The organism is Acrocarpospora macrocephala (assembly GCF_009687865.1).
GTDB classification, from domain to species: Bacteria; Actinomycetota; Actinomycetes; order Streptosporangiales; family Streptosporangiaceae; genus Acrocarpospora; species Acrocarpospora macrocephala.
In genome coordinates, this window is sequence record NZ_BLAE01000021.1 from 114792 (window position 1) to 132374 (window position 17583).

14 protein-coding genes and 1 riboswitch are annotated in these 17583 nt (G+C 67.2%); of the genes, 4 read left to right on the forward strand and 10 right to left on the reverse strand.

The features are described from left to right. The first annotated feature begins 206 nt into the window (after nt 1-206). Nucleotides 207-1628, forward strand: coding sequence for an AAA family ATPase (locus Amac_RS19640; RefSeq protein ID WP_218041176.1), 1422 nt, complete (start codon nt 207-209; stop codon nt 1626-1628). A gap of 147 nt (nt 1629-1775) precedes the next feature. On the opposite strand, the gene Amac_RS19645 is transcribed toward Amac_RS19640, so the two are convergent. From Amac_RS19645 to Amac_RS19685, 9 genes are all read right to left on the reverse strand, one after another. After that, the gene (locus tag Amac_RS19645) at nt 1776-2084 is read right to left on the reverse strand and encodes a hypothetical protein (RefSeq protein ID WP_155355821.1); all 309 of its coding nucleotides are present in this window, start codon (nt 2082-2084) and stop codon (nt 1776-1778) included. Between the two features lie 29 nt (nt 2085-2113). After that, a complete protein-coding gene (locus tag Amac_RS19650) occupies nt 2114-2689 on the reverse strand; it encodes a hypothetical protein (protein ID WP_155355822.1) in 576 nt (191 codons plus the stop codon). 250 nt (nt 2690-2939) lie between these two features. Beyond that, nucleotides 2940-5960 (reverse strand): TniQ family protein, encoded by a 3021-nt coding sequence (locus Amac_RS19655; protein ID WP_218041177.1) that lies wholly within the window; start codon nt 5958-5960, stop codon nt 2940-2942. Continuing rightward, complete coding sequence (locus tag Amac_RS19660; protein WP_155355823.1) at nt 5957-7093, reverse strand: AAA family ATPase; 1137 nt, start codon at nt 7091-7093, stop codon at nt 5957-5959. The genes Amac_RS19655 and Amac_RS19660 overlap by 4 nt, the downstream gene beginning before the upstream one ends. Continuing rightward, entirely contained in the window at nt 7086-9290 is a 2205-nt protein-coding gene (locus tag Amac_RS19665) for a TnsB C-terminal domain-containing protein (protein WP_155355824.1), read from the reverse strand. The genes Amac_RS19660 and Amac_RS19665 overlap by 8 nt, the downstream gene beginning before the upstream one ends. Beyond that, nucleotides 9287-9979: a TnsA-like heteromeric transposase endonuclease subunit gene (locus Amac_RS19670; RefSeq protein ID WP_218041178.1), complete on the reverse strand. Its 693-nt coding sequence runs from the start codon at nt 9977-9979 to the stop codon at nt 9287-9289. The genes Amac_RS19665 and Amac_RS19670 overlap by 4 nt, the downstream gene beginning before the upstream one ends. A gap of 201 nt (nt 9980-10180) precedes the next feature. Further along, nucleotides 10181-10696: a C40 family peptidase gene (locus tag Amac_RS19675; RefSeq protein WP_246268492.1), complete on the reverse strand. Its 516-nt coding sequence runs from the start codon at nt 10694-10696 to the stop codon at nt 10181-10183. A gap of 106 nt (nt 10697-10802) precedes the next feature. Further along, nucleotides 10803-10964, reverse strand: a riboswitch (cyclic di-AMP (ydaO/yuaA leader). Between the two features lie 390 nt (nt 10965-11354). Further along, nucleotides 11355-12317, reverse strand: a complete 963-nt coding sequence (locus tag Amac_RS19680; RefSeq protein ID WP_155355825.1) for a C40 family peptidase — start codon at nt 12315-12317, stop codon at nt 11355-11357. 111 nt (nt 12318-12428) lie between these two features. After that, a complete protein-coding gene (locus tag Amac_RS19685; RefSeq protein ID WP_155355826.1) occupies nt 12429-13745 on the reverse strand; it encodes an NYN domain-containing protein in 1317 nt (438 codons plus the stop codon). Nucleotides 13746-14085: 340 nt separating this feature from the next. On the opposite strand from Amac_RS19685, the gene Amac_RS19690 reads away from it, so the two are divergent. From Amac_RS19690 to Amac_RS19700, 3 genes are read left to right on the forward strand one after another with little or no spacing between them, the layout of a single operon-like run. Then, on the forward strand, nt 14086-14646 hold the full coding sequence (locus Amac_RS19690) for a GNAT family N-acetyltransferase (RefSeq protein ID WP_155355827.1): 561 nt from the start codon (nt 14086-14088) through the stop codon (nt 14644-14646). Nucleotides 14647-14697: 51 nt separating this feature from the next. After that, nucleotides 14698-16431: a DEDD exonuclease domain-containing protein gene (locus tag Amac_RS19695; RefSeq protein WP_155355868.1), complete on the forward strand. Its 1734-nt coding sequence runs from the start codon at nt 14698-14700 to the stop codon at nt 16429-16431. A 34-nt stretch (nt 16432-16465) separates the two neighbouring features. Beyond that, nucleotides 16466-16753 (forward strand): Lrp/AsnC family transcriptional regulator, encoded by a 288-nt coding sequence (locus Amac_RS19700; RefSeq protein ID WP_155355828.1) that lies wholly within the window; start codon nt 16466-16468, stop codon nt 16751-16753. A gap of 144 nt (nt 16754-16897) precedes the next feature. Here Amac_RS19700 and Amac_RS19705 read toward each other — a convergent pair whose 3' ends face one another. Then, nucleotides 16898-17557: a sensor histidine kinase gene (locus tag Amac_RS19705; protein WP_155355829.1), complete on the reverse strand. Its 660-nt coding sequence runs from the start codon at nt 17555-17557 to the stop codon at nt 16898-16900. Nucleotides 17558-17583: the final 26 nt, after the last annotated feature.

Genomic DNA, 17583 nt, shown 5'->3' on the forward strand with positions numbered 1-17583 from the left:
TTCCACACTTCCCGCGCAGGTCACGCCTTGATCGGTCGGATGACGAACGATCACCCACACCGGTTACCTGCCCAGCTCAGCTCTCCATCAAGCCAACGCGGCCGCCCGCCAGGTCGCGCTCACCCTGCTGCCGCCTCCGCTCGCACCAAATGGATCAGACCGTTCTTTCCCGCGCGAATTCCCCCTGCGCGGAGCACCATGGACGGGTGACGGAAATCGAGCCGCACGACGCGCGGGCCCTCGCCGAGAGCCTGCGCCAGGTGTACGACGCGGTCGCCCAGCGCATCACCGAGGACAACGCCAGCTCTCCGCTGGTGACCAAGGTGACCGAGCACCTGGGCTGCCCACTGAGCGACGTGGTCGTGGTCGAGGAGAAGTACCGCCTCTACGAGCACGTCGCCCTGCAGACCGGCGCCGACCGCTACCTGCGCGCGCACACGCCGGACGCGCGCTGGTTCGGGGTCGTCGGCGGCGAGCGGCGCTGGGAGAGCATGATCAACATGCTGCTCGGCGCCATGCGGGACGGCAGCCGCCTGCTCGGCCTGCCCGACTACGGCACCGCGCCGGTGGACCATGACGCGACCATCGAGGTCCTCCAGCTCGGCCTGGTCGCCACGCACGCCCCCGACGGCACGCCGGTGATCCTCGGCATCAGCGACCGCGAGGACTACAGCAAGTTCTGCCTGATGACGGTGATCGCGGCCGACCGGGCGGCAGCGGGAGCCGTACGGGACGAGGTGGACCGGCTCAAGCGCGAGCACGACCCGTTCCGGGGAAAGGTGCTCAGCTTCGGCTTCAGCGAGCACCGCGAGAACGAGCTGCTGACCTTCCTGCCGCGCCCCGAGCTCACCCAGGACGAGGTGGTCCTGCCCAGCGGGCGCCTGGAGGCGATCGAGGAGCACGTCGTCGGCATCGCCCGGCAGGCCGGGCAGCTACTGGAGGCAGGCCAGCATCTGCGGCGCGGCCTGCTCCTGTACGGCCCGCCCGGCACCGGCAAGACCCACACCACGCGCTACCTGATCGGCGCGCTGAAGGACCACACCGCGATCCTGATGACCGGCCCGGCCATGCGGTACGTCGACTACGCCGTGGCCCTCGCCCGCAAGCTCGCGCCGTCGGTCATGGTGATCGAGGATGTGGACCTGATCGCCGAGGACCGCAGCCACCACGAGACGTCGCCACTGCTGTTCTCGCTGCTCGACGCCATGGACGGGATCGCCGGCGACGTCGACGTCACGTTCGTGCTCACCACCAACCGGGTGGAGTCGCTCGAGAAGGCCCTCGTGCAGCGGCCCGGCCGGGTGGACCTGGCGGTCGAGGTGCCCAAGCCAGACGCCGACGCCCGGGAGCGGCTGATCCGCCTGTACGCCCGCGGCCGCGCGATCGAGGCCGACGTCACGAAGGTCGTCGCGGCCACCGACGGCGTGACGGCGTCGTTCGTCAAGGAGCTGCTGCGCCGGGTGGTCCTGATCGCGCTGCGCGCGGAGGAACGGGCCTTGACCGACGACCACTTCGACACCGCCCTGCAGGCCATGTCGGGCGACGCCCAGGCCCTCACCCGGGCCCTCCTCGGCGGCACCCCCGCCGGTCAGGAGCGCACCCCGACGCGTCTGAATCCTCCCTGCTGATCCAGCGGTAGGGGGATGCGCCGACGTCTCGGACGCTGGCCCTTCACGTCCGAGACGTCTCATCTCCCTGAGCTTGTGATGTGCCTGGCGCCGAGCACGGACGCCAGGCGAGACAACGCATCGCGCTCTTCATTCACGGAGCCGCGATCAATCCGAATAGGTGGTGGGAGGAATGGTTTCGTACTCCGGTGCCTCTCCGCTGGAGAGGGCTCTCTTCTCCTCCGTGGTAACGCTTTCACCCCAGTCGGGCACGCTCACGCGGGAGAAGAAGATTCCCTTCCTGCAGTTGTCGCACCAGAATTCCGCCCAGCCGACCGACCGATCCGTCCTATGGACATTGAACAGCAGTCGAAGGCCCGGCCGACCACAGCTGGGACAGGGCCGGGTCCTCAAGGATCGAGGATCATTGAACACCCGGCCGTACTCCCGGAGCCATTTCTCGTAGATTTCACTCATCGGCGTTCAGTAACTCATGTTCTTCGGGTTCAGGCTGCGCCGGTCAGCAACTCGATCTTCCACCCCAGATCCGGGATGGTCTTGTAGGTGCCGGAGGTGCGATCCTTGACGATCTGCGCGGACCTGCCGTCCACGTTCAGCACCAGCTCAGACTGGGTCAGATCGTTGGTGGAGTCACCGTCGTTGAGATCGGGAGACTCCCAGCAGACGTGGTTGCCGCCGTCGGCGGTCTCCGCGACCCAGATCTGGTTGGCTTCCTCGTCGTAGTAATAGACGTCGCAGCGACGGAAGCGTCGTTCGATGAAGCCCGCGTTCAGCTCCCAGCCGCGCCGACCACGCCGGACTGGTTCCTGCCCGTCGATGGACGAGGCGTCGTAGCTGAGGGACAGCCCGGGCCCGCTTCCGCCGGGTGATGGCGGTTCGGAGATCGGCAGGTCATAGGAGAACACGCCGCCCGAGGCCCCGGCCTGCCAAGTCCCGGACGGTTTGAGGTCGGTAGCGGCGAAACTGCCGTCCGGGCTGGTCAGACCCGCCGCCAGCAGGCACACGACGTCTGTGCCCGTCGTCGCCCTGCCGACTCTAGGCGAGCACGGTAGCTTTCTCATCGGTGTTTCGCCCGTGAAAAGTAGGCGAAACACCGATGAGACAGCGAGAATCTACAACGGTGTAGCGTCCCGGCGTAACTGACATGTGGCAGCCCTGTGACCCGCATAGGTGCGGCTTGTCTCAGAGGGATGTCATCCCAGTTCGTCTCAACGCCATGACATATGGAGCTTGTGGACCGAAACCCCGGCCCCAGCCGCCTTGACCGATCACCACCCGTGACCTGCGGCAGCGTTGTCGCCGCATCAGGGGCTAGGGACGCTCTTGGAGAAGACCCCTCGAGACGGCACGACGTTCGACTTCGTAGGTTGCGGCCCGGTGCCCGTCTGGGGTCAGGGTGTAGTAGGTGCGGCGGCGGCCCGGGCCGCATCCGTTCGGGGCGCGGTCGAGCCATGACTGATCGTCTTCAAGGCGGCTGGTTAACCAGCGCGCTTGCTTCAGGCGGTTGAGGAGCGGATAGAGAGTGCCTTGGTCGAGGCCGGTCCGGGCACGGATTTGGGCTCCATAGAACTCTTCGCCCGGGTGGTCGAGAAGGTGGCGTAGGAGTGTGAGTGTGGAGGAGCCGACACGGATCCGTTCGACGGGGATGTCGTCGAACGGGACCATAGGCCCTGGTGGGCGTCGTGTGGTGAGGCTTTCTGTGGCTTGCGCCAGGACGGCAGAGCCGGGCATGGGCGGGATTGAGCTGCCGCGGAGTGCGGCGTTCATCGAAGCTTGGACACGGTCGTTCTGCAGATCGTGGAGAAGAGCGTGGCCGCGTGTGGTCGGGCGCTGGGGCTTGGCGAAGGCGGATCGGTGGAACAGCGGCTCGCCGATGTCGTGTTCCAGTCGCTGGAGCTGTTTGACCAGGGCGTTTTGGTTGGCGTTGAGGTAGCTTGCGGCCGTTTTCTGGTTCGGGAACTGCATGGCGATCTGGAAGCGCCGCAAGCGATGCCAGCCGTGCAGGCTCCCTTCGACGGCCGCCCGGACGTCGGCCGGGATGTGCGGGGCCAGGACGGCGTTCATCTGCGGGAAACCGGCGACGCCTTGCGGCCGTAGCGGGACGCCGAGGCGGCGCAGGGCCCGGTTGACGGTCATCTGCGTTGTCCCGAGTTCGGTGGCGATCTCGGCGGTGGAGCGGTGCCGGTCGCAGTACTGCTCGCGCAGCCAGGCTGGGTCGATGGGGAACGGGGTTGCCGCTTTGGCCAGGGTGATACCAGCCTGCTTGGCGAACCGCGCGATGGTTTTTCGGTCGAACCCGGTCTCCTCGGCGATCTCTTTCAGGCGGCGGCCGCGTTGGAGGTATTCGCGCTCGAAGAAGTCCCTGGTGAACAGCTGTGCGGCCTGTTGTTCGCGCAGCCAGGCGTTGGGGACTGCCCCCCTGCTCCACTGTCGTTGTGGCCGGTCCAGGCGTTCCAGCGCGATCCGGATGTGCTCGATATGGACGCCGAGGGCTACTGCGGCGTCGCCGAGAGGCCGGTGTTCGTCCACGACGAGGCGGCTGACCGTGTCCATGTCCAGCGTGTCGGTGTCGATGCCGGGCAGATCCACAAGGTCCTCGGCGAGTTCGGCAGGCGGCGACCAGGTCAGCGGTTCGGCGATGCCGAGATCGGCCAGAAGCGATGTTGCATGTGCCCGCAGCGCGCGGCGCAGAGCCGGGGTCAGTGAAACGGCGAAGTCGACAAAGCGGTTGCGGTCGCCGGGGTCGCGGAATGCCAGTTGGTGACGTCGGTCGGCGAGATCGGCGCCAGACAGCAATTGGTGCAGGTGCCGTTGGGCGTGCAGGTGACGCCCTTGATCGGGGCGGTCGCCCGGGTGAGCCCCGGCTGAGCAGGCCAGGGCTCGCCATTGATGCCAGCCGAGGGGCGCGGCCGGGATCTGCTCGCGGCGGCGCTGGTAGTCGATCGGCGAGCCGACCTCATCGAGGTAGTCGGCGATCCGGCAGAGCAGGGCGAGGACCTGGCTGTGGGATGATCCGGGCAGGTCGGCGAACCCCTGGAGAAGGCCGGAGATAATGTGGCTGCTGACCCGGGGGTTGAGGGGCGCGGCGACCCCGGCGAGATCGCGACGAGGATTCCCGGGAATCAGCAGGCAGGCACTGATCGCCGCGCGGAACAGCTCGGGGAGGAAGCCAGCAACAGGCAGAAGACGCCCCGACCAGTCGGGCCAGAACATTTGCGGGATCGCCCGGACCCGCCCGGTGACATCGCCGGTCGGGCGTGCGGCGGTGGCGAGGGCCGATTTCATACGCAACCGCTGCAGGGATGACAGGTCGGTGTCGGCGGCTCGCAGGAACCGGTTCGGGAACGTGGGTGCCAGGGAATTCCATCGCCGTGCCGACATACCCGGCGGCGGGACCCTTCTCCTGGTCTCCAGGCTCGACAAGACACTGCGTAGCGTGGCTGTGGCCCTGTCGCCATCAGGTCCGAGAATGGTTTGTGCGTGAATGAGGAGGGCCGCGGTCAACGGCGCGCCGGTGCGGGGCCGGCGCCCGGTGCCGCGGTCGGCTGTCAGCGTCTGCGGAAGTCCGCGGGCGAGGCGATTCGCGGTGGTCTGGAGTTCACCGCGCTGATGGCGCAGCAGCCAGGAGACCACAACCGGGAGGTCGGCGAATAAGCTGCTGGCCGCGAGTCCGCCAGTTCCGGCGAGTTCGGCGATCAGTTGGTCGATCCAGTTCTGAACCTCCAGGACCGCAGATCCGGCCCGGTGCGCGGGCGCGGTCGTCAACTCCGCCCCGCAACGCCGGCGGGAGCCCTTGGGCAGATGCGTGCAGGTCGCCGGCGGAATCGGCGTGGCACCGCCAATGACCGTCCTCCTCGGCACGGCGCCGCAAGCCGGGCACCCATCATGGAGCAGCAGCAGGTGCCGGCGGCAGGCGACCGTCCAGTTCAGCCGCCAGGAAACCTGCCAGCCGTCATGGTCGGCCAGGCACCGTGGGCAAAACCGTGATCCACCCGAGAGCAATGGAGTCACTACCGCGATCGCGTCGCCGACGGCGCTGTCCAACCGCCGCTCCTGCAAACCGGTGGCCTGCTCGACGCGGCGCCAGAGCGCCGGGTCGATTCCGTAGATCAGCCTGTTGGTGAAAGTGACGCGAGTGGGCGGGGGTAGTCCGAGGACCGGCAGCAGCGGACGCGGCGCGATCTTGTGACGGCGGGCCAGCCTCTCGATCCACGAGTCGACGCTCTCCCCTTCGGCTATGCCGACGCGCAGCGGCAGCGTCCTGACCGCCGTCAGTGCGTGCTCCGTGCGAGGATGCCCGTCAGCCGGGCCCGCGGTGCGTAGCCCGGTCACGCTGTTCGCTTCTTAGGCTTGCTGGTCAGCTTTCCGGCGGCGAACGCGGTCTCGAGTTCGAGGCGGCCTTTCTCGGAGGCGGCGTCGATCTTGACCTGATCCAGGAGACTGACATCCAGGCGTTCGGTCCCGGTGCGGACGGCTCGTTGGCAGCCCCGGTTGATCAAGGTCATCAGGGAGCCGATGTGTCCCGTGCTGCGGGCGAACAGGTAGTCGGAGAGCTCATCGGCGATCATTCCTGGGAACTTGTCGGCCAGTACGACGCGTTGCTCGATCGCCAATAGGGTGTTGCGCCAGTTCGTGCGGCCTCCGTCGGTGTTGATGAGGAAGGGGTCCATGCCGAGCCGGGTGGTGCGGCGGCCGGTCTGGGCCAGGACCGCGTCCTCGTAGCTGTCGCCTTCCTCGAACAGTCCTCGCTTCTGCAGGCCAACGCCGATCATGAGCAAGGTAATGGGGAACTCGTTGGCGATGTATTTGAAGTGGTTGCTGACCTCGATGCCGTTCTTGCTCCTCCACCCCAGAAAGTGCAGGTCATCCACGATCAGCAGCTGCGCCTCGCTGGACAGGATGGTGTCCAGTGCGCGGAAGCCGAAGTCGGCGGCGGTGCCGCGGATACGGCCCGGGTGGCCGTAGAACTCCAAGATGGCGCGGTTGAAGTCCCGCATGCTGGTGTTGCTGGTCAACCCGACCCGGCAGACCGGCCATCGCTCGTCACCGGGCTCGGTGTACTCCCCCTTCTCCTCGATCTCGCGGCGATGCAGCTTCTTGGCGAAGGCCAAGACGGCGGTGGTCTTGCCGAGCCCGGGGAACGCGTCGATCGCGACCCCACCCTTGACCTTGTCGCCATCCTGGTCGTTGCTGTCGAAGATGTCCCACAGATCCTCGTGCAGCGCCGCCATCTGCGGTGTCTGGATCGGCCCCAGGTTCGCGTGATGCTTGCGGCGTCGTTTGTTGTACTCCGCGAGAGCCGGTTCACCCAGGTTGTTGAGCTGGCGGCGGGCGAGTTGCTCGGGCCGCTGCCGAGCAGGAGCCTCCACCAGGCGTTTGAAGCCTTCCTTGCGCGACAGCGTCAGATGATCCAGCTTGGACCGCAGATCATCGTCAGGCTTTTGGGGTTGGCGGCGCTCAGTCATCGACGTCCTTGAGTGCGGTCGCGTAGAAGTCGTCCTCAAAGTCGCTCACCGGATCGCCCATACCCTCGGTGCCGTCGGAAGTCCGATCCGGCGGGGCCAGGTCGAGTTCGTCGGCGTCGTCATCGTCGCCGGCCTCCTGCGCCGGTGGCGGCTGCGACTGGTCGCCTGCCTCGGCCGGACCGCCGAGTGCCTTGCGGACCGAGGCCGGCGACGGCACGGGGTCGGCGTCCAAGTCGGGCAGTTCGACGGCAGCTTGTTCACGTGACAGCCGCAGGGCCATCCGCCGCTCCGTCCGGCTCATCTCCAGCCCGAGATTCCAGCGTTTGAGGAGGTCCGCGAGGGCGAGCTTGTCGTCGGGGTAGGTGTACTTCGCCGCGGCGAGCCTGCGGGAGAACTCCAATGCCTCCAGGCTGAAGGGCATATCCAGCATCGGCGCGTGCTCCCAGTCCAGCGCGTGCCACTGGCGTGTGTCGGGATGCCGGAAGTAGATCTTGGTGATGTCGTCGATGTTGACGTGGAAGGGCCAGCGGCCCTTGGCCGCACCCAGGAAAGGGCTGGTCTTGCCTCGGAAGTCCTCCAGCACGTCGCCGTTGTAGCGGCAGCGGTTGATCTCCACCCCATAGTGATGGACCGGCAGGTACTCCACTTTCAGGAACTCAAAGCCCAGGTCCGGGTTCCGCGGCACCTCCACGTAACCGGACCGGGCGACTCCGTGCTCGAACATCATCGCGGGGGACAGCTTCAGCCCCGGCATGTGCGGGTCGACCAGACTGCGGTGCGGCCTGTGGTGGTAGACCACCGCGATCCACTTGGCGATGATCGCCTCGAGTTCGTCCAGGAACAAGAACGCCTGCCCCTCGGGGTCAAGCCCCCGGGAGTAGACATCGGGGCCCTTGTAGCCAGGCAGCCGCTCCAGCAGGCCCTGCCGCAAGGTGCGGAAGAATCGCTCGATCGGGCCCTTGTCGCGGCCGGTGCGCAACCTCGCGGGCTGGATCGAGATCCCCAACCGACGGCAGACACTGGTCACGTGCGCCGACGCGAACACCTTGCCGTGGTCGATCACAATGGTCTCCGGAACCCGCGGCGCCACCGCAGCCGCACGGACTGGTGTCGAAGTGAAAGCGTCCACGTCCATCAGCACGCCTCTGGGAAGGCCATGCTCGGGCCAGACGGCGTGCGCCGGCCAGTTCTTGCCCACCGGGCGGGGTCGGAAGGTCTGGTAGAGGATGCCGCCAACGTCCACGGCCTTGGTCGACACCGGCGTCACCCGCAGCCCGGTGATGGCCCGGTCATACCAGTCCATAGCGACGGTGATTTCGGCCTGCACCCACCGCAGCGTGATCGGATCCAGTGCAAACACATCCGACCGGGTGGTGTCCAGCAGCACATACTCGCCGGGCCGTGTCGGCCGAAGCCGCCCGTAGGCGGTCTTCGGCCGGTCAGCGCTTTCCCGGCGCCGCTTGGAGCTGCCGTGAAACGTCGGAACCCTGTGGTCCAGCTCTTCCAGATATCGGTAAGAGCTCGCACGGCTGGGCATCTTCACCACATCCGCCCCGTAACGGGCCTGCAGCCGGGCTGCGGTCTGCTCGGCGACCAGAGCCATGGTCGGCTGGGACTCGCTGGTGTACTCAGCCATCACCTCCAGAGCCATCTCGACCCAGCGGGGATCGGCCTGGCCCAACCGCCCGGCTCCGTGCGGTTCCATCCCTTCGGCCAGACCGGCCTGGTGGAACCGCCTGTAGTCGTGGACCCAACGCTCGACTGTCCTGGGAACGACCCCCAACTCCTTCGCCTTGGCCGCATATCGTGTGCCCAGCGGCAGATCCGGGTCATACTCGGCTCTGGGCTCACCTGGCCCTACCAGCTCCTCGCTGCCGGAGCGATAGCCGGTCAGTACCTCTTCCAGATGCGCTGCTCGCTCAGCCACCCGTGCGAGTTGTGCGGGAGTCAGTCGGCCCAGAACTGTGCCAGCGGTCTCATACGGATCATCGGGTTCCGGCCCGTCGACGTCCGGGATCACCCTGGCCCGGTCGGAAAACAGCAGCTCCCGTTGGGACATACGCCGTCTCCCGCCGCGCATGTCCTTCACGATGACCTCGTTGCCCGCTTTCGTCGCCACCAGTTCGACGATCTCGACCGTCTCACCGTCCAGTACCAAACGGGTCCCGACCCCGAACCGCACCCCGGCCCAGCTCATCGTGCTCTCTCCAGCACGTGATCGCCTGACAGCACAGCCGTCAGATCCACGCGATAGACCTGCGTCCAGAGCAGGTGAAGTAGGTGAGAACGAGTAAGCCGCTGCGGCCACCCGGTGACGGCCCCCAGGGCCTCGCGCAGCGTGCGTCCTGCGAGATCCGAGCTGATCAACGCTTCGAGCAGATCGGGGTTGAACAGCCAGCTCCGGCGGAATCCCGCCAGCAGCCTCAGATTCGCCAACTCCGCTGTGGGGGGTTCGGACCACACCTCATACCGCCAGTTGCGGTCTTCGACGACCTCCCTAGCCCACGCCAACGTGAACGCGACCTTCTCCTTCTCCAGCCGCTCACGAGGTTTGACGTCCACCACCACCGGCCCTGCATCTGTGAACAGCAGAAAGTCCGGCACATGCCGTCGGATCTTCCCTTCGACCTGCGCAGTGAGCAGGAACGGCTGAGCCTTGATCCAGGCCACGCCCAGGTCGAAATCGGCGTACAACAGCCTCGCCAGCTCCAGCCGAGACTCATAGATCACAAGGTCGAACATCGTGACAGACCAGTAGAAACCAGGGAAATGCTGCTGCCCGTGATGCCAACGGAACGTCCGCCATGGTGTGGCCGCCTGCAAACGTTCAACGCTCACAAGCGGCCACTCCAGGCCGTCCTCGTTGGTTCCGTCCTGGGCACGCACAGACACCGTCGCCGACGTGTATGACAACTTCGAGACAGCCGATCCACTGATCACAATTCGCACTCTTACATAAGCAAAGAGTGATTGGTGGTGAAACCGCTAAGATCACCCGAAGATCCACGACATCGGCTGGGACGCCGACGACATCCAGACGACAAGATCCTTGAGAATACGACATTCAGATTGAGAACCTACAAACGGTCAGAGACCGGGTCTTACCGCACCGACGAAGGTGCGCTTGCGGTAGGAGTTCAGCTTGTCGATGCGAACGCGGGCTCCGCTGTGCGGGGAGTGGACCATCCTGCCTTTGCCGACATAGATGCCCACATGACCGCCGCCGCTGGTGAAGATCAGGTCTCCGGGCTTGAGGTTCTTCCAGGAGATCTTCTTCTTCACCGCGCGACGCTGGGAATAGGTGGTTCGCGGGAGCTTCACGCCTGCCTTGCGCCAGGCGAACACGGCCAGACCGGAACAGTCGAACGCGCCGGGACCGGTGGCTCCCCACCGGTACGGATCGCCGATCTGTTCCTTGGCCACCGCGACGGCCCGCCGAGCCTTGGACCGCTGGCGTGCGGCCTTGCTCATCGTGGCGCGTTGCTTCACCGAACTCTTGGCCCGGCCGGCGGCCGGAAGATCGGAGCTGGGAACGTTCCCAGTGGTGGCCTGGTCGGCCGTTTCGGTCTTCGTGAGGGTGACTGTCGTCGTGTCAGCCGCCACGGGCTGCGCCGCGAACACTCCGACCGAGGCCGTGAGAGCGACGCCGCCCAGGGAGAGACGGGCAAGACGGGACAGACATGCGGGGGTGGTTGACAGGATCGCTCCTATGATCTTCCACGTACGCCTACCGGGTTAGCTGACGGATTCGGGCGGGGAAGTCGCCCTACGGTGGAATTCACACCGATTCACCCCTTGACTCCTGCGTACAGAGCCTTTTGGGTCCCCGGCTCCATGCCTCCTGACTGCATGGACTCGGCCGGTCGCATTTGTGACATGCGACACACGGATCTTTATGGAGACATCAGCGCATTCGGCTGACATGGTGGCGACGCCATGGCTTGTACGTCGCGGCCCAGAAGCTACCGAGCTTCACCACGTTTATGCAAAGCTTTCTCCAAAGATAAAGATCAGATAACTAGATTTTATTTGCGAAAGCCCTGCATACACCGGCATTTCAATGCCCATTGTGACTCTGGTCACACTTCACGAAACAGAAGCTGAACACGGCACCAGAAGCCCCATCAGCCCCACAGGTTCATAAGATCGTTCCAACCGGCCAACGCCCGGACGAATCAGGCAACTTGCCCACGGATGGACGGCCTCGGACGTGCCGACAGACAGATGACCTTTGAACGTGCCGACAGACGGACAGCCGTGCCTACGGGCGGACGGCCTTGTCCGGGTTGTACTCACCGACGGGGGTGACCTTGACCACGTCACCCGTCTGCGGCGAGTGCACGACCTTCCCGTTACCCGCATAAATTCCCACGTGCCCGAACCCGCTGTGCCACACCAGATCGCCCGGCTCCAGCGCGTTCACCGACACCCTGCGGTTCGCCCCCCAGGCCCACATCTCGTAGCTCGTCCGCGGCAGGCTGACCCCACCCTTCCGCCAGGCCGCCTGAACGAGCCCTGAGCAGTCCCACGAGCCCGGACCAGTCCCCCCATACCGGTAGGGCTTCCCAATCTGCGCATACGCGAACTCAAGGGCCGCCAGCGCGTTCCCCGACGCGGGCCCGGTGTAGATCTGCCCCGTGCTGTTGGTATTGCCCGGGTTGTACGCACCGAGCTCCCGGAGCAGCTTCACCTGCTCGGCCACCATACGGTCGGCCTTTTTCTTCTTCTTGACCAGCTCGTCCTTGACCTTCGCGGCGTCCTCGTAGGTCTTCTTCTTCGCCTCACGCTGGGTCCGCAACCCCTTGATCGCGACCTCGAACTCGGTCAGCGACTGGGTGCGCCCGGCGGCGAGCTGATCCATCAGCGTCATCCTGTTGAGCATCATGTCCGGGTCGTCGGCGGTGAACAGCCCGCTCAGCGTCCGGAAGTCACCGGTCTGATAGTTGGTCACCGCGACCCCGACGACACCCGCGCGTAACGCCTGGACCTGAAGGTCCTGCTTCTTGAAAGCGGTGTTGACCTTGTCGTACTGCTTCTTCGCCTTCTTCCACTTCTCGTTGGCGCCGTTGTAGTCGTCGACGATCTCGTCCATCTGCTTGTTGAGCTTCTTCAGCTTGGCCTGCGCCTCGGCGAGCGTGGGCTTGGGATCCGCCTGCGCACCGACTACCGGCAGGAGGATGACGGCTGCGGCCAAACCCGCCGCGACCGATGCTCGCCCACGCACAAGAACCCCTTCCAGACGGACAGACCTGGTCGGGAACTCTAGTGAAGCGATCTTGCCCGCTCAACCGATTCGGGCTATTTGCCCAGTTCATCACCCATTGCGATCAATTGATCACGCACGGCCAAGTCTCCGCAGCAGCAGGGTGGCCGGGACCGGCCTGGCGCCCATCCGGCGCACCGACTCGGCCACCTCCCGATCGGAGGACACCACCGCGATGGCCCGCCCGGGGGGCTCGATCCGGACCAGCTGCCGGATCAGGTCGTCGGCGATCTGGCCGGGCGCGCTGAACGCCACCCGCACCCCGCGCGGCGCGGAGACCTGCACGGGACCGTCCAGCTCGGCCCCGTCGAAGACACACGTGATCTCCACTTTGACCTGCACGGCCAGGCCGCCGAGCCCGGTCAGCAGCCGGCTGCGCTGATCGACGAGGGTCAGCGCCCCGTATCCGGTCTTGGTCACGTTGTAGCCGTCCACGACCAGATGCAGATTGGGTATCGCCAGCAGTTGATCGAGCAGCTGCGGATCGTCGTCGGCCAGCGCCCGCGCGGGCACCGCCCGCACGCTGGGCGGCCCCGGCGTCACGGCCGTCACGTAGTCGGCCGGCCTGCTGATCGACGTCGGCAGCGACAGCTCCCTGCGCAGCCCCTTGGCGGCGTCCTCCAGCGCGTCCATGAGCACCCGGATCCGCGCGTCCTCGACGCTGCGGCCCTCGCGGGCGGCCCGGCGGCTGGCCTCCAGATGGCGTTCCGCCTCGGCCAGCCGCTCCTTCAGCTTGCGGATCTCCGTCTCGGCGGCGGCCCCCGCGCCCGCGACGCGGTTGCGCGCGTCGGCGGTGGCGGCGTCCAGCTCCTGCGCCCGCAGCTCGGCGGCCTTGGCCCGCTCCCTGGCGTCGTGCAGCTTGCGCCGCAGATCGGCGTTCTCCGACCGCGCGGCCCGCAGCTGCTCCCTGACCCGGTCGATCTCCTCCTTGGCCGCCGTACGCTGGGCCGCGAGCTGCTCGCGCAGCCGGGTCTCGGCCTGCTCCCGCTGGTTGCCCAGCGCCGCCGCCCGGTCGATGTCCTCGCGCGCCTGCTCGACCAGCTCGGCCCAGCCGGGCGGCCTGGTCAGGTAGGCGGCCGCCGCCACCAGCACCGGCTCGGCCGCGGGCGGCACGGTCTCCTCGGCCAGCGCGGCCACCAGCTCCGGCCAGGCGGCCGTCAGCGCCTCCGCGACGAGCTCGCGGAACTCCTTGTCGTTCTCCAGCTGCGCGGCGATGGGCGCGCTGCCCAGCCGCGCCCGCTTCCGGGGATCGAACTTCGCGATCCCCCGCAATGGCGGCGGAATCGTCCCGCCCGGCATCGCGCCGAGCACTTGGGCCGCCAACTCGACGACATGCGCCCGAACCTGCTCGGGCAGGGGACGAGACAGGCCCTCTCCGGCTGAACTCATCCCTGGTCGCTCCTCGTTCTGGTCTTTCATTCAAGGGTACGGCTCTGCGGCGCTACCACATCACTTTCCGCGACCTTGCCATCCTCCCCCGCCTGAAACAGTGGATTTCACCCGCAACCACCCACCGCGGGACCTCCTTCGCGGAACAGCCCATCCCTGCGATGACCTGCGCGATGATCGAATCCCTGCTAACCACCACCCCCTTCGTCAACCAGGACGATCTATCACATACCGTGCACTTAGGGCCTCCGCCGTGTGCAGCTGCGGCCACGGCGGGGGCCCGCCAGCAACCCCTGGAATACGGTCGCTAGGGCGGAATGCCGTCATTTAGTGTGGTCGGATGCTCAAGCCCGCGTACCCCATCGAGACCCCGCGACTTCTCCTCCGGCCGTACGAAATCGACGACGTCCCCGCGGCGCACGCGTTCCACTCGCTGCCCGAAGTGACCAGATATCTCTACTGGGAGCCCCGGGACCTCGATCAGGTGCGGGAGCGGGTCGCGGAGAAGGCGCAGGTGCGGGAGCTCACCGACGCGGGCCAGGTGCTCTGCCTGGCAGTGTTCGAACGGGAGACCGGCGCCCTGGCGGGCGAGGTCGTGCTGTTCTGGCAGAGCCGCGAGCACCGGCAGGGCGAGATCGGATACATCTTCAATCCCGCCTTCCACGGCAAGGGCTACGCCACCGAGGCGAGCCGGGAGATGCTCAGGCTCGGCTTCGACGACCTGGAACTCCACCGCATCGCCGCGCGCTGCGACGGCCGCAACACCGCCTCGACCAAGGTCATGGGGCGGCTCGGCATGCGCGAGGAAGCGCATCTGATCGAGAACGAGATGGTCAAGGGCGAGTGGACCGACGAGATCGTGTACGCGATGCTGCGTCGCGAATGGGACGAACTCCCGTAGACGCGACACGCGGGACGGCGGGGATGCCGGGAAGTGTCGGTCCGCGTCTCTATGGTCGTGGGCGTGGAACAGGGCACGCTAGATGATCTCGGGACCCCGCTCGCCGGCGTGACGTTCGTCGTCTTCGACCTGGAGACCACCGGCGTCTCGACGTCCGAGCACGGCGTCACCGAGATCGGCGCGGTCAAGGTGCGCGGCGGTGAGGTGATCGGCGAGTTCGCCACCCTGGTGGATCCCGGTGGCCCGATCCCGCCGTTCATCTCGGTGCTGACCGGGATCACCGACGCGATGGTGATGGCGGCGCCGCGGATGACCGAGGTGCTGCCGAGCTTCCTGGAGTTCATCCGGGGGTGCACGCTGGTGGCGCACAACGCGCCGTTCGACATGGGCTTCATCAAGGCGGCCTGCGCGGGCCAGGGTTACCCGCCGCCGGTGAATCCGGTGGTGGACACCGCCGATCTCGCCCGCCGGGTGCTCAACCGGGACGAGACGCCCAACTGCAAGCTCGCCACCCTGGCCAGGTTCTTCCGCAGCGCCACCGAGCCGTGCCACCGGGCGCTGGCCGACGCCCGCGCCACCGTCGACGTCCTGCACGGCTTGATCGGCCGGGTCGGCTCGCTAGGGGTCCACACGCTGGAGGATCTGCGGGGTTTCGTCCGCATGCCGACGCCCGAGCAGCAGCGCAAGCGCCATCTCTCCGACGGCGTGCCCGCCCGCCCGGGGGTGTACATCTTCGAGGACGTCCGGGGCGAGGCCCTCTACGTCGGGAAGAGCTCGAACCTGCGGAACCGGGTCCGGAGCTACTTCACCGCCAGCGAGACCCGGCCGCGCGTCCGGGAGATGATCGGCATCGCCGAGCGGGTCCGGCACATCGTCTGCTCGACCGCGCTGGAGGCCGAGATCCGCGAACTCCGCATGATCGGCGCCACCAAACCCCGCTACAACCGGCGCTCCCGCTTCCCCGAGCGGGTCGTCTGGCTGAAACTGACCAACGAGCCGTTTCCCCGGCTCAGCATCGTGCGTGAGCTCAAGGACGACGGCGGCACCTACCTCGGCCCCTTCGGCAGCAGCCGCACCGCCGACGAGGCCCGCACCGCCATGCACGAGGCCCTGCCGCTGCGGCAGTGCGGCGAACGATTATCGCCGACGGTCTTCCGCAGCGCGTGCACCCTGGCCGAACTGGGCAAATGCGGCGCTCCCTGCGACGGCCGCCAAAGCCAGGCGGCGTACGGGGTGCACGTCGCCCAGGCCCGCCACGCCATGGAGCACGACGCCGGCCTGGTCTTCTCCGCCGTGGAGGCCCGGATGGACCGCCTCGCCGCCGAGCAGCGCTACGAGGAGGCAGCGGTCGACCGGGATCGCCTCGCCGCGTATGTCCGGACGGCGGCGCGCATGCAGCGGCTGCTCTCGCTGACCCGCATCGAGCAGATGGTGGCCGCCAGCCCGGCCTTCAACGGCGACTGGGACATCCACGTCATCCGCCACGGCCGCCTGACCGCCGCCGGGGTGATGCCACGCGGCGCCCACCCGGTGCCGTATGTGGAGGCCCTGGTCGCCACTGCGGAAACGGTCGTCCCCGGACCCGGGCCGACCCCCGCCGCCAGCGCCGAGGAGACTGAGACGATCCTGCGCTGGCTGGACACTCCGGGCATCCGCCTGGTCCGCGTCGAGGGCGGCACCTGGAGCCTCCCGGCGTACGGCGCAGGGCGGCTCAAGGGGAGGATCGACCGGGCGTACGAGAGCCTGCGGGCCCACCAGCCGAGGGAGGGTCGGCCGCTGCGATAGGTTCTGATCAGTCCGCAGGAACGGGAGAGCGCATATGGTCACCGCGATCGTGCACATCAACGCCGACGTCGATCGTATTCCGGAGGTCGCGCAGACCATCGCGGAACTCGACGGCGTCAGCGAGGTCTACTCGATCACCGGGGAGTTCGACCTGATGGCCATGGTCCGCGTGAAGGACTACGAGGAGATCGCCGAGGTCATCCCCGGCCGGTTGAACAAGGTCCCGGGCGTGCTCCACACCGAAACCCACATCGCCTTCCGCGCCTACTCCCGCCACGACCTGGACGCGGCCTTCTCCATCGGCCTCAGCGACGCCGACTGATCACCGATTGGGGGCGGGCAGCAGCCACACGCAATACGCCTACCGGTTCCGGGCGAGCAGCCGCACGCGGAGCGCCCATCGCTTCCGGGCGAGCATGCGCATCCAGAATGCGCACCGATCCCGGTCGAGTATGCGCGCGGATTTTCACCGATTCCGCGTGATCAGCAGCCGCACCCGGACCTCGAAGCCACTCGATACCGCCCGCGATGCGACAGAACCGCCGAACAGGGCGGCGCGTTCCCAGATGCCGAGCAGCCGTTCCCTCGGCAGCCCGTCGTCCCGCACGCTCAACTCCAGGACGCCGCTCAGCCACCGCAACTCGACCGTGGCCGTAGTGGAGTGCCCGTACAGCACCGCGTTCCGCAGCGTCTCCTCCACGATCCGGTAGACCGACAGTTCGAGCACAGGACCGTCCGCCCTGACCCCGTCCTCCCGCAACGTCACCGCGAGCCCCCCGGCCCGATACCCGTCGAGCAACACCGGCAGATCCGCCAGCCTCGGCTGCGGCCCCTTGCTCACCCCGTCCACCCGGAGCAGCCCCAGCATGCGCTGCAGGTCGCTGAGCACCTGCCGCCCCGACTCCTCGGCCTCCCGCAACGTCTGCCTGGCCCGCTCCGGATCGCGGTCCATGATGACCCGCCCGGCCCCCACCCCCAGCGTCATCACGCTCAGGTCATGCGCCACCACATCATGCAGCTCACACGCGATCCGCAGCCGCTCCCGCGCCACCACATCCGTCGAATCCCCCAGCCACCGGCGAACAACCCACGACCCCACCAGCCAAGACACAAGATGACGCATCATGCGGGCAACCTAAGCCGCCGCCTGTC